The organism is Mycolicibacterium vulneris, from assembly GCF_002104765.1.
In the GTDB taxonomy this organism is placed as follows: domain Bacteria; phylum Actinomycetota; class Actinomycetes; order Mycobacteriales; family Mycobacteriaceae; genus Mycobacterium; species Mycobacterium vulneris.
The window spans coordinates 36,033-57,129 of the sequence record NZ_NCXM01000024.1; the positions used below are offsets into that span (position 1 = coordinate 36,033).

Here is a 21,097-nt window from a genome sequence, read left to right on the forward strand (position 1 = left end):
CGTACCGGGGTAATTCAGGGTATGGCCATGACCGTCGCTCACAAGCTGATCAGCTCGCATCTGGAGTCCGGGGAGATGTCCCCGGGAGAAGAGATCGCGATCCACATCGATCAGACGCTGACCCAGGATGCGACCGGCACGCTGGTGATGCAGGAACTCGAGGCGCTCGGGCTCGATCGCGCCCGCACCGAGGTGAGCGTGCAGTACGTCGACCACAACCTGTTGCAGGGCGACGAGAAGAACGCCGAGGATCACGAGTACCTGCGCACCGCGGCGCAACGCTTCGGGCTGTGGTTCTCCAAACCGGGCAACGGTGTCTCGCACCCAACTCACATGCAGCGCTTCGGCATCCCCGGCAAGACGATGGTGGGCTCCGACTCCCACACTCCGGCGGCGGGATCGCTGGGCATGCTCGCGATCGGTGTCGGCGGTCTCGAGGTGGCGCTCGCGATAACGGGGCGGCCACTGCACATTCGGATGCCCGAGGTGTGGGGTGTGCGGCTCGACGGTGAGCTGCCCCCGTGGTGTTCGGCCAAAGACGTGATCCTGGAGATGTTGCGGCGCCACGACGTCAAGGGCGGGGTGAACCGGATCATCGAGTACCACGGTCCCGGCCTGAGGACGCTGACGGCAATGGACCGCCACGTCATCGCCAACATGGGAGCCGAACTCGGCGCCACGACGACGGTGTTTCCCAGCGACGAAGCCGTGCGCGAATTCCTGCGCGCCGAAGAGCGCGAGGACGACTGGACAGAGTTGCTGGCCGACGAAGACGCCGAATATGACGTCGAGGACACCATCGACCTGTCGCAGATCGAGCCGCTGATCGCCAAACCGTCTTCGCCGGGCAACGTGGTGCCGGTTCGCGAGGTGGCCGGCGAGGAGATCGCCCAAGCCGTGATCGGGTCCAGCGCCAATCCCGGACTGCGTGATTTCGCGATCGCGGCCGCGATGGTGGCGGGACGCCAGACCGCCCCGCAGGTCAGCTTCGACATCAACCCGACGTCACGCGAGATCCTGGCCGACCTGACCAAGATGGGCGCGACGCTGGATCTGGTGGTGGCTGGCGCGCGTATCCACCAGGCAGGGTGCATGGGATGCATCGGCATGGGTCAGGCTCCCGCGGTCGGTCGCAACTCGCTGCGCACGATGCCGCGCAACTTCCCCGGCCGCTCCGGCACCAAGGAGGATGCGGTCTGGCTGTGCTCGCCCGAGACCGCTGCGGCATCGGCGCTGACGGGAGTGATCACCGATCCGCGGGACTGGGCCAAACGGGAGCGGATGGACTATCCGAAGCTCGATCTGCCCGAACGCAACTCCGTCAACACGGCGATGCTGGTCCCTCCGCTGGACGCGGAGGAGGCACAACGCGTCGAACCCGTGAAGGGACCCAACATCTCCAGCCTGCCCGAGTTGTCGCCGCTGCCAGACGAACTCGAGGCGCCGGTGCTGCTCAAGGTCGGCGACAACATCTCCACCGACGAAATCTCGCCGGCCGGCGTGCAGGCTCTTCCGCTTCGGTCCAATATCCCCAAGCTCGCGATGTTCAGCTTCACCCGGGTCGACGACTCCTACCCCGAGCGGGCTCAACAGGCCGGCGACTGCGGGCACATCATTGTCGCCGGGGACAACTACGGCCAAGGCTCCTCGCGTGAGCACGCCGCCATCGCACCGCGCTACCTCGGGTTGCGCGTCGTCATCGCGAAGTCCTTCGCACGCATCCACTGGCAAAACCTGGCCAACTACGGGATTTTGGCGCTCGAGTTCGAAAATCCCGACGACTACGATTCGGTCGGCCAGGACGATACCCTCCGCATCCAGCATCTGAACGCGATCGACGGTGAGGATGTCCTACAGGTCGACAATGTCGGCAAGGAAGCGTCATTCGCCGTGCGGCACCGACTCTCGCCACGACAAGTCAAGGATGTGTTGGCCGGCGGCTTGATTCCACGACTCAACCAAGAGCAGGAGTGACGTTACAGATACGCCGTCTGATTGACCAAGCGCACCGAAGACGCTCCGTCGGAATAGAACTCGGCGATGCTCAGCGACGCCAGGTCGAGGTGCAGGCGGTACAGGATGCCGGGCCCGGCGTCCAGCGCCTCGCGCAGCAGCATCTTGATGGGTGTCACGTGCGACACCAACAGCACCGTGGCGCCCTGGTGTCCGGCGACGATCCGGTCACGAACATTCGACACCCGATCGGCCACAGCGTCGAAACTCTCCCCGCCCGGCGGGGCGGTGCTGGTGTCGCGCAGCCAGCGGCCGTGCAGCTCGGGGTCACGCTCGGCGGCCTCGGCGAACGTCAGCCCCTCCCATGCGCCGAAATCGGTTTCGATCAAGTTCTCGTCGACGGTGACGTCCAGGCCCAGCGCCTTGGCGGCGGTCGCCGCGGTGTCGTAAGCCCGTTGCAGCGGGGAGGCAAAGACCGCCGAAATGCCGCCGCGCTGCGCCAGATAACGCGCCGCCGCGTCGGCCTGTCGCCGCCCCACCTCGGTGAGCGCCGGGTTGCCACGGCCCGAATAGCGGCGGTGGACCGACAACTCGGTCTGGCCGTGGCGTAGCAGCAGCAGCCGGGTCGGGGTGCCGCGTGCGCCGGTCCAGCCGGGCGCCGACGGGGACGGCGTAAGTTCGGGTTTTTCCACCGGGGCGGATTGTTGCGCCGGTTCCGGCTTTTCGATCACGCCGTTGGCCTCGGCCGCGGCGTCCATCGCCTCGTTGGCCAACCGATCGGCGTGGGTGTTGCGCTCCCGCGGAATCCACGAATAGCTGATGCGCTCGAAGCGTCGTGCCCGGTTTCGGGCTTCGGCGTGCAGTTCGATCAGGTCGGGGTGCTTGACCTTCCATCGTCCGGACATCTGCTCCACCAGCAGCTTGGAGTCCAGGTACACCGCCGCCTCGGTGGCGCCCAGGTTCAGGGCGTCGTCCAAACCGGCTATCAGGCCCCGATATTCGGCAACGTTGTTGGTTGCCCGGCCGATGGCCTGCTTGGCCTCCGCCAGCACGGTCGCGCGGTCCTCGGTCCACACCACCGCGCCGTATCCGGCCGGGCCGGGGTTGCCGCGCGATCCGCCGTCGGCCTCGATGACGACCTTCACTGATCGAACCCCTTGACCCGCAATAGGATCGCGCCGCATTCCGGGCAGCGCACCACATCGTCTTCGGCGGCCGCCGAGATGCGGGACAGCTCGCCGCGGTCGATCTCGAGCCGGCAGGCCCCACACCGGCGCCCCAGCAGCTGCCCGGCACCGGCGCCTCCCCCGGCCCGCTGCCGTTCGTAGAGGGCGGCGAGTGCCGGGTCCAGTGCGGCGCTCAGCGACTCACGCCGCGAGGACTGCAACTCGCGGGCCTCGCTGATCTCGGCGACGGCGGCGTCGAGCGCCTCACGCGCGGCGGCCATCTCGGCCTCCAGCGACGTGAGCGTCTGCTGCTCGCCGTCCAGCTGCGATTGCAGCTCCTCGCGACGCTCCATCACCTCGAGCAGGGAATCCTCCAGGCTGGTCTGACGACGCTGGAGGGTCTCCAGCTCGTGCTGGAGATCCGACAGCTGCTTGGCGTCGGTCGCCCCCGACTGCAGCAGCGAGCGGTCGCGGTCCTCGCGCTGGCGCACCGCGTCGATCTCCGCCTCGAGCCGCGCCACCTGGGCGTCGATGTCCTCGACCGCGATGCGCACCGTGGCCAGCCGGTCACCGGCGGCCTCGAATTCCACCTGCAGCCGCTCGCAGGCGTCCTGCTCGGGCAGGTGCGTCGCCCGGTGCGTGATGCGGGACAGCTCGGCGTCCAATTTCGACAATTCGAGCAGAGAACGCTGCTGTGCCACTTCGGCTTTCATGACCCGTCACCCCCGGACTCGTTGCCAACCCGCTCGACATTCCAAGGGTCGGTGCGTATCGAGCTCACCCGCACCGGGAGCTCCGCACCGAAACGCGACCGCAGCACGCCGGCGGCCTGTTCACACCAAGGGAATTCACTTGCCCAATGTGCCACATCGATCAGAGCCACATCGGAGGCGCGGCAATGTTCGTCAACCGGGTGGTGGCGCAGGTCGGCCGTCACGTAGGCCTGCACGCCGGCGCCGGCCGCGGCGGCCAGCAGCGAATCCCCGGCGCCGCCGCACACGGCGACCCGCGACACCGGCATGTCGGGATCGCCCGCCGCCCGCACTCCCCAGGACGTGCGCGGCAACGCCGCGCTGACGCGGGAGACGAAGTCGCGCAACGGTTCCGGACGTTCCAACGTCGCGACGCGGCCCAATCCGGCGTCGCCGGGCGGGGGCACCATCGCGAAGATGTCGAACGCGGGCTCCTCGTAGGGATGGGCGGCGCGCATCGCCGCCAGCACCGCGGCCCGGGAACGCGCGGGCGCGACGACCTCGAACCGGTCTTCGGCCACCCGCTCGACATTCCCGACGCTGCCCACCGCGGGCGAGGCGCCTTCGTGCGGCAGGAACTGCCCGATGCCGCCGACGGTCCAACTGCAGTGCGAATAGTCCCCGATATGGCCGGCCCCGGCCGCGAACACCGCCGCCTGCACCGCTTCGGCGTTCTCGGCGGGCACGTAGACGACCCACTTGTCGATGTCGGGTGCGTCCGATGCCGGTTCGAGCACGGCCTCGACGCTGAGGCCCAGCGCTTCGGCCAGCGCATCGGAGACACCCGGGCGGGCCGAGTCGGCATTGGTGTGCGCGGTGAACAGCGAGCGCCCGCTCTGGATCAACCGGTGCACCAGCGCGCCCTTGGGGGTGCTGGCCGCCACGGTGTCCACCCCGCGCAACAGCAGGGGGTGATGGGCCAGCAGCAGGCTCGCCCGTGGAACCTCGTCGACGACCGCCGGCGTCGCGTCGACCGCGATGGTCACCGACTCGAGCTCGTCGTCGGGGTCACCGCACACCAGGCCCACCGAATCCCAGGATTCGGCGAGCCGCGGCGGGTAGGCCTCATCGAGCACCGCGATGACGTCGGCCAGCTTCACGCTCACCGCTGCCCCCCGATGCTCTCCGGCGTGACCGCCTCCGAAATCGCCTGCACCAACTGCGGCCACTCGCGGCGCACCGCGGCCCGCAGATACCGCTCGTCCAAGCCGACGAACGTATCACAGCGGCGAATGGCAATTCCCCTGTCATGCAGAGTCTTTCGGATCCGGACCGCGTCGGGCGTGCGGAACAGCACGAACGGAGCCCGGCCGTCGACCACCTCGGCGCCCGCGGATGCCAGGCCGGCCACCATCTCGGCGCGCAGCCGGGCCAATCGCGCCGCCCCGTCCGCCGCGTCGGCGACGGCCCGGCGGCCGCAGCAATCGGCGATGGCCGTCAGTTGCAACGTCCCCACCGGCCAGTGCGCCCGCTGCGCGGTCAGCCGCGCCAGCACCTCCGGGGAACCCAGCGCATAGCCCACCCGCAACCCGGCCAGCGCCCACGTCTTGGTCAGGCTGCGCAGCACCAGCACGTCGGGCAGCGCGTCACCGGCCAGCGACTGCGGCTCACCGGGGATCGAGTCGGCGAACGCCTCGTCGACCACCAGGATCCGTCCGGGCCGGCGCAACGCGAGCAGTTGTTCGCGGGTGTGCAGCACCGAGGTGGGGTTGGTGGGGTTACCCACCACGACAAGGTCGGCGTCGTCGGGGACGGCTGCACCGGCCAGGCCGAACGGCGGCTCCAGCACGACGTGGTGCACCGGCACCCCGGCCGCGGCCAGCGCGACGGCCGGCTCGGTGAACGCCGGCGCGATGATCGCCGCCCGCCGCGGACGCAGGCTGCCCAGCAGGGCGAACGCCTCGGCCACCCCGGCCAGCGGCAGCACCTCGTCGCGGGTCCGGCCGTGTCGCTCGGCGGCCGCGTCCTGCGCCCGGCGGACGTCGTCGAGGCTCGGGTAGCGCGCCAGATCGGGCAGCCGTTCGGCCAGCCGTCGCAGCAGCCACTCCGGCGGTTGGCCGTGCCGGACGTTGACGGCGAAATCCAGCATCCCGGGCGCGACGGCCTGATCACCGTGGTAACGCGCCGCAGGCGGGCTCAGGTTCAGACTCGCCATCAGGGAAACACTAGTGGGCCGTGCGGGCCGGGCGGAGCAACACCGTCACACCCGGCTACACCCATCGAGGACAATGGTGAGGTGACAGGCACAACGTCAGCCGATCGCCGGGCCCCCGGCGACGCCACCGCCCCGGGTGGGGCGCAGTTGGTGATCTTCGATCTGGACGGCACGCTGACCGACTCCGCGGAGGGGATCGTCGCCAGCTTCCTGCACGCGCTCGCGCACATCGGCGCCCCGGTGCCGCCCGGCGACCTCGTCGCGCAGATCGTGGGCCCGCCGATGGACGACACCTTCCGGGCCATGGAGCTCGGCGACGACGCCGAGGAGGCGATCGCGGCCTTTCGCGCCGAGTACGGGGCCCGGGGCTGGGCGATGAACGCGCTCTTCGACGGGATCGAGGCGCTGCTGGTGGACCTGCGCGCCGCTGGTGTGCGGCTGGCGGTGGCCACCTCCAAGCTGGAGCCGACGGCCCGGCGCATCCTCGCCCACTTCGGGCTCGACCAGCACTTCGAGGTCATCGCCGGCGCGAGCCCCGACGGTTCACGCAAGGCCAAGGTCGAGGTGCTGGCCCACGCCCTGTCACAGCTGGAACCGCTGCCCGACCGGGTGCTGATGGTCGGTGACCGCAGCCACGACGTGCACGGCGCGGCCGCCCACGGCATCGACACCGTGGTGGTCGGCTGGGGTTACGGCAAGGCCGACTTTCCCGACCGCGCGGCCGCATCCGGCGTGACGCACGCCGCGACCATCGACGAATTACGGAGGGCGCTGGGTGTCTGACGCCGCGACGAGCGAACCGCTGCACGTCACGTTCGTGTGCACCGGCAACATCTGCCGTTCGGTGATGGCCGAGAAGATGTTCGCCGACCAGCTGCGCCGGCGCGGCCTGGCCGACGCGGTGCGAGTGAGCAGTGCCGGCACCGGCAACTGGCACGTCGGTGAGTGCGCCGACGAGCGGGCCGCCGGCGTGCTGCGCGCCCACGGCTACGCATGCGAGCACCGCGCCACCCAGGTCGACGCCGAACACCTGGGCGCCGACCTGGTGGTGGCCCTGGACCGCAACCACGCCCGAATGCTGCGGCACCTGGGCGCCGACGAGGACCGCGTCCGGATGCTGCGGTCTTTCGATCCGCGCACCGGCGCGCACACCCCCGACGTCGACGACCCGTACTACGGCGACGTTGGGGACTTCGAGCGCGTGTACACGGTCATCGAGGCCGCGCTGCCGGGCCTGCATGACTGGGTCGACGAGCGGCTCGCGCAGAACGGATCCACGTGATGCGCCGCCTGCCCTTTCCGCTGCGCCCGGGCTGGATCGTGCTGGCCCTGGTGGTGGTCGCCTTCGCCTATCTGTGCTTCACGGTGCTCGCACCGTGGCAGCTGGGCAAGCACAGCAGGACGTCGCAGGAGAACCGCCAGATCGAATCCTCGCTGAACACCCCGCCCGTCCCGCTGAAAACACTACTGCCGCAGCAGAATTCAGCGGCTCCCGGCGCCCAGTGGCGCCAGGTCACCGCCACCGGGCACTACCTGCCCGACGTGCAGGTGCTGGCCCGGTTGCGGGTGATCGATTCGAAGCCGGCGTTCGAGGTGCTGGCGCCGTTCGTCGTCGACGGCGGACCGACCGTCCTGGTCGACCGCGGCTACGTGCGGCCCCTGGAGGGGTCCCATGTCCCGCCCATCCCCCGCCCCCCGACGCAGACGGTGACCATCACGGCGCGGCTGCGCAACTCCGAGACCGCCGCGGTGAACAAGGATCCCTTCGTGGGAGACGGTGTGCAGCAGGTGTATTCGATCGACACCGAACAGGTGGCGGTGCTGACCAAGGTCCCGCTGGCCGGGCCCTACCTGCAACTGATCGACGGTCAGCCCGGCGGCCTCGGCGTGGTCGGCGTGCCGCAGCTGGACGCCGGTCCGTTCCTGTCCTATGGCATCCAGTGGATCGCGTTCGGCATCCTCGCCCCGATCGGATTGGGCTACTTCGCCTACTCGGAGATCCGTGCCCGCCGCCAGGAGAAGCAACACCGGCCGTCGCCCGAGGTGGCACCCACGCCCGATGTGCCCGACGTACCGCAGTCCGTGGAGGCCAAACTCGCCGATCGCTACGGCCGGCGGCGGTAACCCGACAGGTACACCACTAGCCCCGCCGACACCGCAGCGCCGGTTTGCACCAGCGACGACAGGGCCACCGCGCGCCGCAGGTCGGTCACCGCCGGGGCCCGGCCGTCGCCGAGGGTGGGCCGGATCTGCAGCTCGTGGCGGTACTGCGTGGGCCCGCCCAGGCGCACGCCCAGCGCCCCGGCGAAGGCCGCCTCGACGACGCCGGCGTTGGGGCTGGGATGGCGGGCGGCATCGCGGCGCCAGGCCCGCGCCGCGCCCGACGGCGATCCGCCGACGAGCGGCGCCAGCAGCACCGCCAGCGACGCGGTCACCCGCGCGGCGGCGTAGTTGGCGACGTCATCCAATCTCGCTGCGGCCCAACCGAATCGGAGATAGCGCGGCGAGCGGTAACCCACCATCGAGTCCAGGGTGTTGATGCCGCGATACACCAGCACGGCGGGCACGCCACCGGCCGCCGCGCACAGCAGCGGCGCCACCTGGGCGTCGGAGGTGTTCTCGGCGATCGATTCCAGTGCCGCGCGGGCCAGGCCGGCTTCGTCCAGTGACGCCGGATCGCGCCCACACAGCGACGGCAGCAGCCGGCGTGCGGCGTCGACGTCGCCGCGTTCCAACAGCTCCGACATGTCCAGGCCGGTGCGCGCCAACGAGGTTCCGCCCAACGCGACCCAGGTGGCCGCGCCGGCCGCCGCGAGCGACCACACCCGGCCGCGCCGCGCCGCGGCCCGTTCCACCGCCAGGCCCAGCAGGCCCAGCGCCCCGATCAGCACGCCCACGTGGGCCACCCCGGCGACCCGGCTGTCGCGGTAGGTCACATTCTCCAGCGCCGCCGCGGCCCGGCCGAACTGCGCGACCGGATGGCCGCGGCGCGGGTCGCCCAGCGCGCGGTCGGCCAGATAGCCGATCGCCACGCCCGCGATCCGGGTCCGCCTCGCAACCACCTCGGCAGCGTCTCACACCCCCGCGTCCCCGCCGACTAGGCGACCGCCACGATCACGACGACGATGACCAGCACGATCAGGACGTTCAGCGTCCACCACAGCCCCCAGCCGTGTCTGAACTTGCCGGCGGTGCGCGTCATCTGGGGGCTGGCCGACGGGACGACGCCCGATTTCCCGCCTGGCGACAGGTTCGGCGGGTCGGGGGGTGGAGGACTTTCATTGCCAGGTTCAGTGCTCATCCGGCCATGCGTGCCCATTCTCGGGTGGATATAACGCGGAGATCATTGATCGTGCCGATCCGGCGATGGTCTACTCGAAGGCATGAGTCCCGGCAGGCATGGTGCGCGGTGAAGCGTCCCGCGACCCGGGTCGCCGACCTGCTGAACCCGGCGGCGGCGTTGCTGCCGGCCGCGAACGTCATCATGCAGTTGTCGTTGCCCGGCGTCGGCTATGGAGTGCTGGAAAGCCCGGTGGACAGCGGCAACGTCTACAAGCATCCGTTCAAGCGGGCCCGCACCACCGGCACTTATCTGGCGGCGGCGACCATCGGGACCGAGTACGACCGTGCGTTGATCTGCGCGGCAGTCGACGTCGCCCACCGGCAGGTCCGGTCGACGTCGTCGAGCCCGATGTCCTACAACGCTTTTGACCCCAAGTTGCAGCTGTGGGTGGCGGCGTGCCTGTACCGGTACTTCATCGACCAGCACGAGTTCCTGCACGGCCCGCTGGATGACGCGACGGCCGACGCGGTCTACCGAGACGCCAGCAAGTTGGGCACGACACTGCAAGTGCCCGAGCGGATGTGGCCGCCGGACCGGGCCGCGTTCGACGAGTACTGGAAACGCTCCCTCGACGAGCTGCGCATCGACCCTCCGGTGCGCGAGCATCTGCATGGCGTGGCTGCGTTGGCGTTCCTGCCGTGGCCTCTGCGGGTGCTGGCGGGGCCGTTCAACCTGTTCGCGACGACGGGGTTTCTGGCTCCTGAGTTCCGGGAGTTGATGGGGCTGGACTGGTCGCCGGGCCGGCAGCGCCGCTTCGACTGGCTGCTGGCGGCCCTGCGGCTGGCCGACCGGCTGATCCCGCACCGGGCCTGGATCTTCGGTTACCGGCTCTACCTGCGGGACATGCGATCCCGCGCGCGCCAGGGCCGGCGGATCGTCTAGATGGCGCAGGATCGTCTCGCTGGCAAGGTCGCCATCATCACCGGCGCAGGCTCTGGTATCGGGTGGGCCGCGGCCCGTTGGTTCGCCGACGAGGGAGCCCGGGTCGTCTGCGCCGACGTCAGCGGGCAGGAGCGCGAGATCGCCGCCGGCTCGGCGACGTCGCGCTGCCGGTGCACGTTGACGTCACCGACGCCGACGACGTCCAACGCATGGTCGCCGCCGCCGTCGACCGCTTCGGCCGGGTGGATGTGCTGCTGAACAACGCGGATTCGGTGGGCCGCACGCGGCCCTGGCCGACACCGACGAAGAAATGTTCGACAAGATCCTGGCCGTCAATCTCAAAGGCGTGTTCCTCGGCATGAAATTCGCGATCCCAGCGATGCTCGAGGCGGGCGGCGGCTCCATCGTCAACACCGCGTCGGCGTCCGGGCTGGTCGGCTGGAAAGGCTTGTCCTGCTATGCCGCAGCCAACGCCGCGGTGGTGCAGACGACCAAATCCGCCGCGCTGGATTACGCCAGGACGAACGTGCGCATCAACGCGATCTGCCCCGGGATGACCTACACCGGCCTGGCCGGGGCCAAACCCGACGACGACGTGCCGCCCGGTGGTTACCTGCCGATGCCGACGGCACGGTAGGGCGAACCCGCCGAATTGACCGCCGCCGCATTGTTTCTCGCCAGCGACGAGGCATCCTTCGTCACCGCCGCCGCGCTGGCCGTGGACGGTGGGTACTCGGCCAGCGGCCCGATGGTCGGCAAACCGCGCAAAGCGGACTAGCGTGGCACGGCATGACGTTTCCAGCGCTCAGCCACGTCGCGGTCACGGTGCGCGACCTCGAAGTCAGCGGGCGGTGGTACCGCAACCTGCTCGGCGCCGACCCGATCCTCGATGAGCACACCGACGCCGGCTTCCACCACCAGGTGTGGATGCTTGACGGCGGCACCGTATTCGGCATTCATCAGCACGACCACCCGGCACCCGACGAACGGTTCAGCGAACATCGTGTCGGCCTCGACCACGTCGGCTTCGGCTGCGCCAACCGCGGCGAGCTGGAGAAGTGGGTCACCCGGCTGGGCGAACTGGGCATCGAGCACGGCGGCATCGTGGATGCACCGTACGGTTCGGGGCTGAGTTTCCGCGACCCCGACGGCATCGCGCTGGAGTTCTTCGCCCCGCCCGGCTGATCGCTCAGCGCACCGTCGCGAAGAACGCGCGCAGATCCTCGACGAACAGCTCCGGTTGTTCGAACGCCGCGAAATGGCCGCCCCGGGGCATGTCCGTCCAGTGGGTGATGTTGTAGACCGGCTCGCACCAGCTGCGCGGCGCCTTGAGCAGCTCCTCGGGGAAAGCCGCTACGCCCGTGGGCAATTCGACGCGGTCCCCGCCGCCCCACACCGCAAAGCTCTCCCAGTACAGGCGGCCCGAGGACGCGGCGGTGTTGGTGACCCAGTAGACCATCACGTTGTCGAGCAGCTCGTCGCGACTGACCGCGTTCTCGGGGTGCCCGTCACAATCGGCCCAGTCCCAGAACTTTTCGACGATCCAGGCCAGCTGTCCCGTGGGCGAATCGGCTAGGCCGTAGCCCAGTGTTTGCGGCCGGGTGGACTGCTGCTTGGAATAGCCGGTGCCCCACTTGCGGTGGTTGGCCAACCCGGCCAACGCTCGTTGCTCCTCCTCGGTCGGGTTCGCCAGCGAGTCCTTGGTGGGCCGGCCGACCGGCATGTTCAGGTGGATGCCCACGCAGTGGCCGACATTGCGGCCGATCTGGGTCGTGACCGCGGCACCCCAATCGCCGCCCTGGGCGCCGTAGCGGTCGTAGCCCAGGCGCAGCATGAGCGTTTCCCATGCCTCGGCGATCTTTTCCACGCCCCAGCCGGTGTGGGTGGGCTTGCCCGAGAACCCGTAGCCCGGCAGCGACGGACAAACGACGTGGAAGGCGTCCTCGGCGCGGCCCGAGGCAGGGTTGGTCAACGGCTCAATCACCTTGTGGAACTCCACGATTGAGCCCGGCCAGCCGTGCGTGATCACCAGCGGGAAGGCGTCGGCGTGCGGGGACCGCTGGTGGATGAAATGGATGTCCAGCCCGTCGATTTCGGTGGTGAATTGATCGAAGCGGTTGAGCGCGGCCTCTCGCGAACGCCAGTCGTAGCCGCTGGCCCAGTAGTCGGCCAGTTCGCGGGTGTAGGCAAACGGCACGCCTTGGCTCCAGTCGTCCACGCATTCGGCCTCGGGCCAACGCGTGCGGGCGAGCCGCGATCGCAGATCGTCGAGAACGTCGTCGGGAACGTCGATGCGGAAGGGTTTCACGCGTTCATAGTGCTCCCGAGTACAATCGGCGCCGCACACGCCCCCGCTGTCGCATGCGTGAACACGAACGCCCCTGCGGGCCGCCGAGCGTAGTCACTCTCTCAGGGTGCGAGCCTGACAAAGCCCGGCGCCATGGGCGGCGGGGGCGGCGCTGGTGGCACCGGCGGCACGGGTGGTGCCGGCGGCGGGGGCGCCTCGGGCGGTGCCGGCGGCGGCGCCGCTGGAAGATCACCGCCCGTGCTTCCACCGCCGCCATTGCCGGGTGCGGCCCCCGGCTGCGGAGCAACCCTGGGAACAGGCGGCGACTGTGGCGGCGGCGGCACCCGTTGCGGCCGAGGCGGTGCCGCGATCGGCTGGGGTGGTGCCAGGTGCGCCAACGGCGGTGGTGGCGCCGGAAGCTGCGGCGGGTTCGGCTGGGTGACCTCTCCGGCAGGAACCGCTCCAGTCGACGAGACAAGCGCCGCGGCATTCACATTGAAGTCCAACGGCTCGCCGGCGGAGGGCCCCGTCGCGAGGGCGCCACTGGGCGACACATGCGGCTCCCGCCGGTCGTCGCGCGAGTTGACCGCGTTGCGGATGTTGTCCGACATCCGATGCGCCGGATCGTTCCATCGCGATGTCGGATCGGTGACCAGGAAGGTGATTTTGCTCCGGTCGTATGGACAGTAGGCACCCACCGACGCGGTGATGAACCGTGCTTCGGTGCGCGCGAGGCGGCCGGGGGCGTAGAAGCGCTCGGGCGGATCGTTGCTTCCCGCATACTCGACCATCGCGTCCAGTACCCGGTCCGCGGGAATGCCGGCATCCAGTGCGCGACAGACTTTATGAGCGACGTCGACGAGGCTTGGCACGCCTTCGAGGGCGGGGATGCCTTCTTGAGCGAGCAGCGCCAGGAATTGGTCGTCTTCGTTTGAGTCAGCCGTTGCTGCACCGCCGCGCAGAATTGCGGCGCCGCTTAGCAATACAAGGGTGGTAACCAGCACGCCGGCATGGCTGGTGACGCCGGCGCACCTGGTGGTGGCGGTGAACATGACAGGATTTCCGTTCTGCGAGAGCCCGTCCCGCGCGGACTTTGGATAATCACTTATGCCGCAGGTGTGATCGCCTGCGCGCCAGCGCGTCCCCAACGCAATTTTCACGATGGGGATGTCGCCGGCGGATGTGGAGCGCACGGTCGTTGACGCGCACCACGTAAGACGTCCTGGCGCGGTCGCCGGATCCGTCTGTGTCACCAGACGGTGGACGTCGTCCGCGCAGACGCCGGTGCTCAGCATTTTGAGCGGTTTACCGCGGGCCAAACGGGGACACCGGGTGAAGTAGACCTCGCCCATCCCGAAACATCCCAACAACCGCAGGATGGCATACCCAGCAAACGTATTGCCGTTAGCCGACGGCATGAAAAAAATCGTACTTTCAGGGTTTTTTAGGCGACAGAGACATTATCTGGGCGTGTACTGCGGGTTAACTGTTATCCGCCTAGCGAATCCCTATCCAGATTACGAAACACGTGTATAACAACTCCGAGGCGGCATCAGCCCTCGGCGCCCGACCCCTCAGAGTGCTCGTAGGCCGCGCAGGGTCTGCTGATCAGTTCACGTGCGCGCCAAGGCTTTAGTCGGGATACCGGACCGCCACCAGCTCGACCTGCTGTCGTCCCTGCGGCGTCTCGAATGTCACGACGTCCCCTGGCTGGTGGCCTGCCAGGGCGAGCCCCATCGGGCTGTCCGGCGCCAACGTGTGCTCGTCCACGACCGGCACGTCTCCGACGATCGCGACCACCCGCAGGTGAACGAGCTCCCCATCCGGGAAGCGCAGCGTCACCTCGGTGCCGTCCGGAAGCGCGCCCGGCACCTCGGACTCGGGCCGCCCACCGCGCAGATGCCAGTTGATTTCGGCGATCCGGTCGTCGATCGAGGTCAGTTCGTCGGCGAGGCCAATCTGGTCCGCCGCATCGGCGTCGACGAGGTCGCCGGCCGTATCCCGGATGCTGTCGAGGTCGGCCGCCACGCGCTCGCGCCGCCGCTTCAGTTTTTCCAGCTCGGCCTCGAGAAGGGCGAGCTCGTCCGGCGTCAGCGTCGCCGGCCGGCTGTCCTTGCTCACGACCCCGCGCCCGCGCTCGACCCGGGGTGGCGGATGGTGTCGCGCCGCAGCCGACGGTTGCTCTTGGGTTCACGCTCCGTCTTGTGCCGATCGATCTGAGTGATCAGGTCCCGCTTGGCTTCGGCGAGAGACCGCATGAGATCCCGGTCGTATCCAACCGCCACGAGCGGCGGGCAGCCCGGCAGAAACGCGCGGAGCGTTACGCGCTGCTCTTTACCGCCGCGCTCGCGCACGGACACGTCGACTTCGACCTCGCTCGGATCCCACCTGGCCAGGTGCGGACCCAGCGCGGACAGCTCTTCGAGGACCTGGTCGCGTTCCTGTTCCTTGAACCCGGCGCCCAGACGAAACGAGCGCTGATCGAGACGGTCCCGCCGCGCGTTGTCGGTGCTACTCATGCCTATGAGCATTAGGCACAAACGACGTAGACCGCTTCCCCTACTCAGGCCCGATTCCAGGGTGGATCGTGGGCCTGCGAGGACATGGCATGACAGCGTGCCGCAACGCTGCGCTGGTCGGCGTGTTCGCGGTCCCCCGTCAACATTTCAGCCGGCCATCCTGCGGGGACGAGCGAGGTGTGCGATTTTCGTCCTGACGGGTGCACGCGGTGGACGCGTCAGCCGAGAAGACTGCTGTTCGAAACTCAATGACCCCGATCTAGGGGGAGGTTCTCGTGACTTCTGCTGTGGGGCAGCCGGAAGCACCGGTCGTCGACCCCTCGAAACTCCTGCCGCACAAGTGGAGAGTATTGCTGGGGTCCGGGGTGCTGGCGATCATCCTCGGCGTGCTGATGCTGGTGTGGCCAGGCAAGACCGTCCTCGTCGCCACGGTGCTGTTCGGTTTATCTTTGCTCGTCTTCGGCGGCGCACAATTGTTTATTGCGATGGCGGCGGAGCTAGCGGAGCTATCGGGTGGTGGTCGCGCACTGCTCTTCATTAGCGGCGCCGTGTCGGTGATTCTCGCGGTGCTGACCTTTCGGTACTTCGGCCAACCGTTCGCGATCCTGCTGTTTGCCATCTACATCGGTATCAGCTTCATCATCAGAGGGATTGCGACGACGGTCGCGGCGATCAGCGGCACTGAAACGTCCGGGCGTGGCTGGGATATCTTCTTCGGAATCGTGTCCGTGCTGGCTGGCATCGTCATGCTGCTGCTGCCGCTCACGTCGATCGTCACGCTCGCCGTGGTGACGGGCGCGTCCCTTGTTGTCCTCGGCGTGTTCGAGGTCGTGTCCGCGTTCTATGCTCGACGCGACCGCGGCGTGGTACCTGTGAAGGTGCGCCCGCAAAGGGCCGCGTAGCGCTTCTGTCACCGCACCGCCGTCGAGCACTGCGTTCGGTGGCGGTGATTTCGGTGCAGACCGACTGATTGGGGCCGCCACAAGCGCATCGATCTGATTTGTTTTGCACTTCGACGGCACGTTCAATCCCGACCGCACCACCATGGTGCTCCGGTTAGCGGCCAAAGTTCGCGAGGCCGCCGCCCGTGACAGCACCCGCCGCAGCATCGCGGACCGGCTGTTGAAGAACAATTGCGGGGTGCCGGCCTGAAAGAACACGCCGTGATTCGAGCAAGCGTGCGAACCCCGTTGGCACACTCTTGGCACAACGAATGTTTGCGCGCCGGGACCGGCGCAGTCCCGGTAGGCCTCTGACCTCGATTAATATCAGTGGGCGCGGACGGTATCGAACCGCCGACCGCTGGTGTGTAAAACCAGAGCTCTACCACTGAGCTACGCGCCCGTGCCCGGGCAGGCTACCTGCCCGAAGGCCAACTTCCCAAAATTTTCAGTCCCCTCAGGCCCGCAAGGCCGCCAGGGCGTCCGTCCAGAGCCGCTGGTCGCGGGACTCGCCGGGCTGCTTCATCTCGGCGAAGCGAATGATGCCGGACCGATCGACGACGAACGTCCCACGGTTGGAGTAGCCGGCGTCCTCGTTGAACACGCCGTAGCTCTGGCTGACCGCGCCGTGCGGCCAGAAGTCCGACAGCACCGGGAAGGTGAAGCCGCTGTCCAGCGACCAGACCCGGTGCGTGGGCGGCGGTCCCACCGAGATGGCCAGCGCCGCGCTCTCGTCGTTTTCGAACTCGGGCAGGTGGTCACGCAACAGGTCCAGCTCGCCCTGGCAGATCCCGGTGAAGGCCAGCGGAAAAAACACCAGCAGAACGTTCTTGGCGTCCCGATAGGAACTCAGCGTGACGCGCTGTTGGTTCTGGTCGCGCAAAGTGAAATCCGGGGCGGCTGTGCCGACGGGCAGCATCAACGCTTCCCGGCACGGGATTTGGGCTGCACCAGCCGACTGGCGCTCCAGTCCCCCAGGTTGACCGACGAGGTCGGCATCAAGCCGGCGGTGGGGGCGGCCTCGGCGATTTCGGCCGGCAGTACGTGGCCCGGCTTGCCGGTCTTGGGCGTCAGCACCCAGATCACGCCGTCTTCGGCGAGCGGGCCGATCGCGTCCATCAGGGTGTCCACCAGGTCGCCGTCACCGTCGCGCCACCACAGCAGTACGACGTCGACCACCTCGTCGGTGTCTTCGTCGAGCAACTCACTGCCGCAGGCTTCCTCGACCGCGGCGCGGATCTCGTCATCGGTGTCTTCGTCCCAGCCCCACTCCTGGACAACTTCGTCCCGTTGGATGCCCAACTTGCGGGCGTAGCTCGGGGCGTGATCCGCCGCGACCACCGTGGAGCCTCCTTAACGTCCGCGCGCTATGCGATTGGGGATTATCGTCGCACAGCCAGAACCTGGTCCATACTTCCGCATCATCACGTTGCCAGGCACAGTTTCACCGCGTTCTTTTTCGTGTCGTTGAGTTGATCGACCCGCTTGTTGAATTCCCCGGTCCCCGCGTGGGTGCCGATGGCGTTTGCCACCGCGCGAGCGGCGTCGATGTAGGCGTTGAAGGCGTCCTTGATCTGCTGCGACATCGCATCACTGAAACTGTTGCCCACCGTGGTGGCGCTGTCGTTGAGGGCGTCTATGGCCGGGCCCTCGGTCGGGCCGGTGCCGCTTCCCGCGTTGAACGCCTTGACAAATTCGTTGGTCTTGTCGATCGCGTTCTTGCTGGTGGTGATCAGCGTGGCGCAGGCGGTGCGCACCGCCTTGGTGGTCAGCGACTGTTGCCGCTGAGATTCCCGGACGCTCGAAGTCACCGACGACGCGGACACCGACGCCGACACCGACTGCCGGTAGGCCGGCGCCACTTTGGTGTCCGGCGTTGCCGTGCCGTTGGTGACGGAGGTGCACCCGACGATGCCCATCAGCGTCACGGCGACACACCCGAGGGCCAATGCCCCGCGCCGGGGTACAGCCTTCACCTGCGTCTGAGCGACGGCACCCCACCGGATGAGCACGAACCTGACGTTACCGGGTGGGTTGCCCACCTGCCCCATACACGCCGAGTTGGCGTTCGCCAGGCGAAGCTCCGGCGGCTATCCGACGTCGGCTACCCGCGCGAAAGACCCGTGCGGCACGATGGTGGGCAGGGTGTGACCCACCCATTACGGCACACATTCCGCCACACAACAGGAGTAGTGCGTTGACAACCGAGTTCGTGCGCCACGATCTGGCCACAAACCCCACCGGCGCAACCGAACCCGACCGCGTTCGGGTGATCCGCGAGGGGGTGGCCTCCTACCTACCCGACATCGATCCGGAAGAGACGTCGGAGTGGCTGGAGTCCTTCGACGAATTGCTGGAGCGTTCCGGCCCGTCGCGGGCGCGCTATCTGATGCTGCGATTGCTGGAACGAGCCGGCGAGCAGCGAGTCGCCCTCCCGTCGCTGACGTCAACCGATTACGTCAACACCATCCCGACCGAACTCGAGCCGTGGTTCCCCGGCGACGAGGACGTCGAACGGCGCTACCGGGCGTGGATCCGGTGGAACGCCGCGATCATGGTGCACCGCGCCCAGCGCCCGGGAGTCGGTGTGGGCGGCCACATTTCGACCTACGCCTCGTCGGCGGCGCTGTACGAGGTGGGCTTCAACCACTTCTTCCGCGGCAAGTCGCACCCCGGCGGCGGGGACCAGGTGTTCATCCAGGGCCACGCGTCGCCGGGCATCTATGCGCGCGCGTTCCTGGAAGGCCGCCTGAGCGCCGACCGGATGGACGGCTTCCGGCAGGAGCACAGCCATGCCGGCGGCGGGCTGCCCTCCTACCCGCACCCGCGACTGATGCCCGACTTCTGGGAATTCCCCACGGTCTCGATGGGCCTGGGCCCGCTCGACGCCATCTACCAGGCGCGGTTCAACCACTACCTGCACGACCGCGGCATCAAGGACACGTCCGACCAGCATGTGTGGTGCTTCCTGGGCGACGGCGAGATGGACGAGCCGGAGAGCCGCGGCCTGGCGCACGTCGCCGCGCTGGAGGGTCTGGACAACCTGACGTTCGTCGTCAACTGCAACCTGCAGCGCCTGGACGGCCCGGTGCGCGGCAACGGCAAGATCATCCAGGAGCTGGAGTCGTACTTCCGTGGCGCCGGCTGGAACGTCATCAAGGTGGTCTGGGGCCGCGAGTGGGACGCCCTGCTGCACGCCGACCGCGACGGTGCGTTGGTGAACCTGATGAACACCACGCCCGACGGCGACTACCAGACGTACAAGGCCAACGACGGCGCCTACGTGCGCGACCACTTCTTCGGCCGCGACCCGCGCACCAAGGCGCTCGTCGAGAACATGACCGACGCCGAGATCTGGAACCTCAAGCGCGGCGGCCACGACTACCGCAAGGTGTACGCCGCCTACCGGGCCGCCCTCGACCACAAGGGCCAGCCGACGGTCATCCTGGCCAAGACCATCAAGGGCTACTCGCTGGGCGCACACTTCCAGGGACGCAACGCCACCCACCAGATGAAAAAGCTTGCGCTGGAAGACCTTAAGCACTTCCGGGACTCCATGCGGATCCCGATCAGCGATGCCCAGCTGGACGAGAATCCCTACCTGCCGCCCTACTACCACCCCGGGTCGGACGCCCCGGAGATCCGCTACATGCTCGACCGCCGGCGCACCCTCGGCGGCTTCCTGCCCGAGCGGCGGACCAAGGCGAAGGCGCTGCGGCTGCCCGGCCGCGACATCTACGCCGCGCTGAAAAAGGGATCGGGCACCCAGGAGGTCGCCACCACCATGGCGACCGTGCGCACCTTTAAGGAAGTGTTGCGGGACAAGGAAGTTGGGCCGCGCATCGTGCCGATCATTCCCGACGAGGCGCGGACGTTCGGGATGGATTCGTGGTTCCCGTCGCTGAAGATCTACAACCGCCTCGGCCAGCTCTACACCGCCGTCGACGCCGAGCTGATGCTGGCGTACAAGGAGAGCGAAGTCGGGCAGATTCTGCACGAGGGCATCAACGAGGCGGGGTCGGTGGGCTCGTTCATCGCGGCCGGCACGTCGTATGCGACGCACAACGAGCCGATGATCCCGATCTACATCTTCTATTCGATGTTCGGTTTCCAGCGCACCGGTGACGGGCTGTGGGCCGCCGCGGACCAGATGGCCCGCGGCTTCCTGCTCGGGGCCACCGCCGGGCGCACCACGTTGACCGGCGAAGGCCTGCAGCACGCCGACGGCCACTCGCTGCTGCTGGCCAGCACCAACCCGGCGGTGGTCGCGTACGACCCGGCTTTCGCCTACGAGATCGCCTACATCGTGGAAAGCGGGCTGGCGCGGATGTTCGGGGAGAACCCCGAGGACGTGTACTTCTACATGACCATCTACAACGAGCCGTACGTGCAGCCGCCGGAGCCGGAGAACTTCGACCCCGAGGGCGTGCTGCGGGGCCTGTACCGGTATCACGTCGCCACCGAACAGCGGGCCAACAAGGCGCAGATCCTGGCGTCGGGGGTGGCGGTGCCGTCGGCGCTGAACGCCGCGCAGATGCTGGCCGCGGAGTGGGACGTCGCCGCCGACGTGTGGTCGGTGACCAGCTGGGGCGAGCTGAACCGCGACGGCGTGGCCGTCGACCGGGCGCGGCTGCGCCATCCGGACCGGCCGGCCGGCGTCCCGTACGTCACCCAGGCCCTGTCAAACGCCGTCGGGCCGGTGGTCGCCGTTTCGGACTGGATGCGTGCGGTGCCCGAGCAGATCCGGCCCTGGGTGCCGGGCACCTACGTCACCCTGGGCACTGACGGGTTCGGCTTCTCCGACACCCGGCCCGCGGCGCGGCGGTACTTCAACACCGACGCCGAGTCGCAGGTGGTGGCGGTGCTGGAGGCGCTGGCCCGCGACGGCGAGATCGACCCGTCGGTGCCGATCGCGGCCGCCCGCCAGTACAAGATCGACGACGTGCTGGCCGCCCCGGAGCAGACGTCCGACCCCGGCGTGGCCTGACCCCGGGACGCACCTCGCTCGGCCCAGGACCTGCACCCCGCTACCCGCAACCTTGAGGCATTCTTAAGAACGCCACGCGCCGCCTTTGGCGGAAACTTCCAGAAAAGGCGCG

General features: G+C 68.5%; 23 protein-coding genes, 1 tRNA gene and 1 pseudogene. 11 read left to right on the forward strand and 14 right to left on the reverse strand.

Annotated elements, in window-relative coordinates:
- Positions 1-21: 21 nt before the first annotated feature.
- Positions 22-1,974, forward strand: coding sequence for an aconitate hydratase (locus B8W69_RS21010; protein ID WP_085291701.1), 1,953 nt, complete (start codon positions 22-24; stop codon positions 1,972-1,974).
- A gap of 2 nt (positions 1,975-1,976) precedes the next feature.
- On the opposite strand, the gene B8W69_RS21015 is transcribed toward B8W69_RS21010, so the two are convergent.
- From B8W69_RS21015 to cobC, 4 genes are read right to left on the reverse strand one after another with little or no spacing between them, the layout of a single operon-like run.
- The gene (locus B8W69_RS21015) at positions 1,977-3,098 is read right to left on the reverse strand and encodes a bifunctional RNase H/acid phosphatase (RefSeq protein WP_085291702.1); all 1,122 of its coding nucleotides are present in this window, start codon (positions 3,096-3,098) and stop codon (positions 1,977-1,979) included.
- Positions 3,095-3,832 (reverse strand): zinc ribbon domain-containing protein, encoded by a 738-nt coding sequence (locus B8W69_RS21020; protein ID WP_085291703.1) that lies wholly within the window; start codon positions 3,830-3,832, stop codon positions 3,095-3,097. Before B8W69_RS21020 ends, B8W69_RS21015 begins: the two co-directional genes overlap by 4 nt.
- Positions 3,829-4,977 carry a Nif3-like dinuclear metal center hexameric protein gene (locus B8W69_RS21025; RefSeq protein WP_085291704.1) on the reverse strand — a complete coding sequence of 383 codons (1,149 nt, stop codon included), beginning with the start codon at positions 4,975-4,977 and terminating at the stop codon, positions 3,829-3,831. The genes B8W69_RS21020 and B8W69_RS21025 overlap by 4 nt, the downstream gene beginning before the upstream one ends.
- Positions 4,974-6,026, reverse strand: coding sequence for an Rv2231c family histidinol phosphate aminotransferase CobC (gene cobC, locus B8W69_RS21030; RefSeq protein WP_085291705.1), 1,053 nt, complete (start codon positions 6,024-6,026; stop codon positions 4,974-4,976). The genes B8W69_RS21025 and cobC overlap by 4 nt, the downstream gene beginning before the upstream one ends.
- An 81-nt stretch (positions 6,027-6,107) precedes the next feature.
- Here cobC and B8W69_RS21035 point away from each other — a divergent pair, with 81 nt between their 5' ends.
- From B8W69_RS21035 to B8W69_RS21045, 3 genes are read left to right on the forward strand one after another with little or no spacing between them, the layout of a single operon-like run.
- Positions 6,108-6,809 carry an HAD-IA family hydrolase gene (locus B8W69_RS21035; RefSeq protein WP_181447450.1) on the forward strand — a complete coding sequence of 234 codons (702 nt, stop codon included), beginning with the start codon at positions 6,108-6,110 and terminating at the stop codon, positions 6,807-6,809.
- Positions 6,802-7,308, forward strand: a complete 507-nt coding sequence (locus B8W69_RS21040; RefSeq protein ID WP_085291706.1) for a low molecular weight protein-tyrosine-phosphatase — start codon at positions 6,802-6,804, stop codon at positions 7,306-7,308. The genes B8W69_RS21035 and B8W69_RS21040 overlap by 8 nt, the downstream gene beginning before the upstream one ends.
- Positions 7,308-8,150 carry an SURF1 family cytochrome oxidase biogenesis protein gene (locus tag B8W69_RS21045; protein ID WP_085291707.1) on the forward strand — a complete coding sequence of 281 codons (843 nt, stop codon included), beginning with the start codon at positions 7,308-7,310 and terminating at the stop codon, positions 8,148-8,150. The genes B8W69_RS21040 and B8W69_RS21045 overlap by 1 nt, the downstream gene beginning before the upstream one ends.
- Here the strand turns inward: B8W69_RS21045 and B8W69_RS21050 are convergent.
- Both B8W69_RS21050 and B8W69_RS30365 read right to left on the reverse strand, forming a co-directional pair.
- Positions 8,132-9,088, reverse strand: coding sequence for a cobalamin biosynthesis protein (locus tag B8W69_RS21050; protein WP_085291708.1), 957 nt, complete (start codon positions 9,086-9,088; stop codon positions 8,132-8,134). The two genes, B8W69_RS21045 and B8W69_RS21050, sit on opposite strands and share 19 nt — an antisense overlap.
- 35 nt (positions 9,089-9,123) lie before the next feature.
- The gene (locus tag B8W69_RS30365) at positions 9,124-9,327 is read right to left on the reverse strand and encodes a hypothetical protein (protein ID WP_133058018.1); all 204 of its coding nucleotides are present in this window, start codon (positions 9,325-9,327) and stop codon (positions 9,124-9,126) included.
- A gap of 108 nt (positions 9,328-9,435) precedes the next feature.
- Between B8W69_RS30365 and B8W69_RS21055 the strand changes: the two genes are divergently transcribed.
- From B8W69_RS21055 to B8W69_RS21065, 4 genes and pseudogenes are all read left to right on the forward strand, one after another.
- Positions 9,436-10,251 (forward strand): oxygenase MpaB family protein, encoded by an 816-nt coding sequence (locus tag B8W69_RS21055; protein WP_085291709.1) that lies wholly within the window; start codon positions 9,436-9,438, stop codon positions 10,249-10,251.
- Positions 10,252-10,888, forward strand: a pseudogene (locus B8W69_RS21060) (SDR family NAD(P)-dependent oxidoreductase).
- 15 nt (positions 10,889-10,903) lie between these two features.
- Positions 10,904-11,029, forward strand: coding sequence for an SDR family oxidoreductase (locus B8W69_RS31840; protein ID WP_281255245.1), 126 nt, complete (start codon positions 10,904-10,906; stop codon positions 11,027-11,029).
- An 11-nt stretch (positions 11,030-11,040) separates the two neighbouring features.
- A complete protein-coding gene (locus tag B8W69_RS21065) occupies positions 11,041-11,436 on the forward strand; it encodes a VOC family protein (RefSeq protein ID WP_085291710.1) in 396 nt (131 codons plus the stop codon).
- A 4-nt stretch (positions 11,437-11,440) separates the two neighbouring features.
- Here the strand turns inward: B8W69_RS21065 and B8W69_RS21070 are convergent, their stop codons facing one another.
- From B8W69_RS21070 to B8W69_RS21085, 4 genes are all read right to left on the reverse strand, one after another.
- Positions 11,441-12,559 carry an epoxide hydrolase family protein gene (locus B8W69_RS21070; RefSeq protein ID WP_085291711.1) on the reverse strand — a complete coding sequence of 373 codons (1,119 nt, stop codon included), beginning with the start codon at positions 12,557-12,559 and terminating at the stop codon, positions 11,441-11,443.
- Between the two features lie 101 nt (positions 12,560-12,660).
- Positions 12,661-13,590 (reverse strand): DUF732 domain-containing protein, encoded by a 930-nt coding sequence (locus tag B8W69_RS31845; protein WP_085291760.1) that lies wholly within the window; start codon positions 13,588-13,590, stop codon positions 12,661-12,663.
- 580 nt (positions 13,591-14,170) lie between these two features.
- Positions 14,171-14,659 (reverse strand): GreA/GreB family elongation factor, encoded by a 489-nt coding sequence (locus B8W69_RS21080; protein WP_110882012.1) that lies wholly within the window; start codon positions 14,657-14,659, stop codon positions 14,171-14,173.
- On the reverse strand, positions 14,656-15,057 hold the full coding sequence (locus tag B8W69_RS21085) for a hypothetical protein (protein WP_245843322.1): 402 nt from the start codon (positions 15,055-15,057) through the stop codon (positions 14,656-14,658). The genes B8W69_RS21080 and B8W69_RS21085 overlap by 4 nt, the downstream gene beginning before the upstream one ends.
- Positions 15,058-15,332: 275 nt before the next feature.
- On the opposite strand from B8W69_RS21085, the gene B8W69_RS21090 reads away from it, so the two are divergent.
- Together B8W69_RS21090 and B8W69_RS30705 are read left to right on the forward strand one after the other, a co-directional pair.
- Complete coding sequence (locus B8W69_RS21090) at positions 15,333-15,959, forward strand: HdeD family acid-resistance protein (protein ID WP_085291712.1); 627 nt, start codon at positions 15,333-15,335, stop codon at positions 15,957-15,959.
- 103 nt (positions 15,960-16,062) lie between these two features.
- Positions 16,063-16,209: a hypothetical protein gene (locus B8W69_RS30705; protein WP_165762658.1), complete on the forward strand. Its 147-nt coding sequence runs from the start codon at positions 16,063-16,065 to the stop codon at positions 16,207-16,209.
- 120 nt (positions 16,210-16,329) lie between these two features.
- On the opposite strand, the gene B8W69_RS21095 is transcribed toward B8W69_RS30705, so the two are convergent.
- From B8W69_RS21095 to B8W69_RS21110, 4 genes are all read right to left on the reverse strand, one after another.
- Positions 16,330-16,401: transfer RNA gene (locus B8W69_RS21095), tRNA-Val, on the reverse strand.
- Positions 16,402-16,455: 54 nt separating this feature from the next.
- Positions 16,456-16,917: a peroxiredoxin gene (locus B8W69_RS21100; protein WP_064951637.1), complete on the reverse strand. Its 462-nt coding sequence runs from the start codon at positions 16,915-16,917 to the stop codon at positions 16,456-16,458.
- Positions 16,917-17,339: a DUF3052 domain-containing protein gene (locus tag B8W69_RS21105; protein WP_085291713.1), complete on the reverse strand. Its 423-nt coding sequence runs from the start codon at positions 17,337-17,339 to the stop codon at positions 16,917-16,919. Before B8W69_RS21105 ends, B8W69_RS21100 begins: the two co-directional genes overlap by 1 nt.
- Positions 17,340-17,422: 83 nt before the next feature.
- Positions 17,423-18,010, reverse strand: coding sequence for an Rv2240c family protein (locus tag B8W69_RS21110; RefSeq protein ID WP_064951638.1), 588 nt, complete (start codon positions 18,008-18,010; stop codon positions 17,423-17,425).
- Between the two features lie 185 nt (positions 18,011-18,195).
- On the opposite strand from B8W69_RS21110, the gene aceE reads away from it, so the two are divergent.
- Positions 18,196-20,985: a pyruvate dehydrogenase (acetyl-transferring), homodimeric type gene (aceE, locus tag B8W69_RS21115; RefSeq protein ID WP_085291714.1), complete on the forward strand. Its 2,790-nt coding sequence runs from the start codon at positions 18,196-18,198 to the stop codon at positions 20,983-20,985.
- Positions 20,986-21,097: the final 112 nt, after the last annotated feature.

Excerpts from the sequence above, each read along its gene's own strand:
- B8W69_RS21010 (WP_085291701.1), top strand. The coding sequence starts at position 22 with ATGGCCATGACCGTCGCTCACAAGCTGATCAGCTCGCATCTGGAGTCC.
- B8W69_RS21020 (WP_085291703.1), bottom strand. The coding sequence starts at position 3,832 with ATGAAAGCCGAAGTGGCACAGCAGCGTTCTCTGCTCGAATTGTCGAAA.
- cobC (WP_085291705.1), bottom strand. The coding sequence starts at position 6,026 with ATGGCGAGTCTGAACCTGAGCCCGCCTGCGGCGCGTTACCACGGTGAT.
- B8W69_RS21045 (WP_085291707.1), top strand. The coding sequence starts at position 7,308 with ATGCGCCGCCTGCCCTTTCCGCTGCGCCCGGGCTGGATCGTGCTGGCC.
- B8W69_RS30365 (WP_133058018.1), bottom strand. The coding sequence starts at position 9,327 with ATGAGCACTGAACCTGGCAATGAAAGTCCTCCACCCCCCGACCCGCCG.
- B8W69_RS21065 (WP_085291710.1), top strand. The coding sequence starts at position 11,041 with ATGACGTTTCCAGCGCTCAGCCACGTCGCGGTCACGGTGCGCGACCTC.
- B8W69_RS31845 (WP_085291760.1), bottom strand. The coding sequence starts at position 13,590 with ATGTTCACCGCCACCACCAGGTGCGCCGGCGTCACCAGCCATGCCGGC.
- B8W69_RS21085 (WP_245843322.1), bottom strand. The coding sequence starts at position 15,057 with ATGAGTAGCACCGACAACGCGCGGCGGGACCGTCTCGATCAGCGCTCG.
- B8W69_RS21100 (WP_064951637.1), bottom strand. The coding sequence starts at position 16,917 with ATGCTGCCCGTCGGCACAGCCGCCCCGGATTTCACTTTGCGCGACCAG.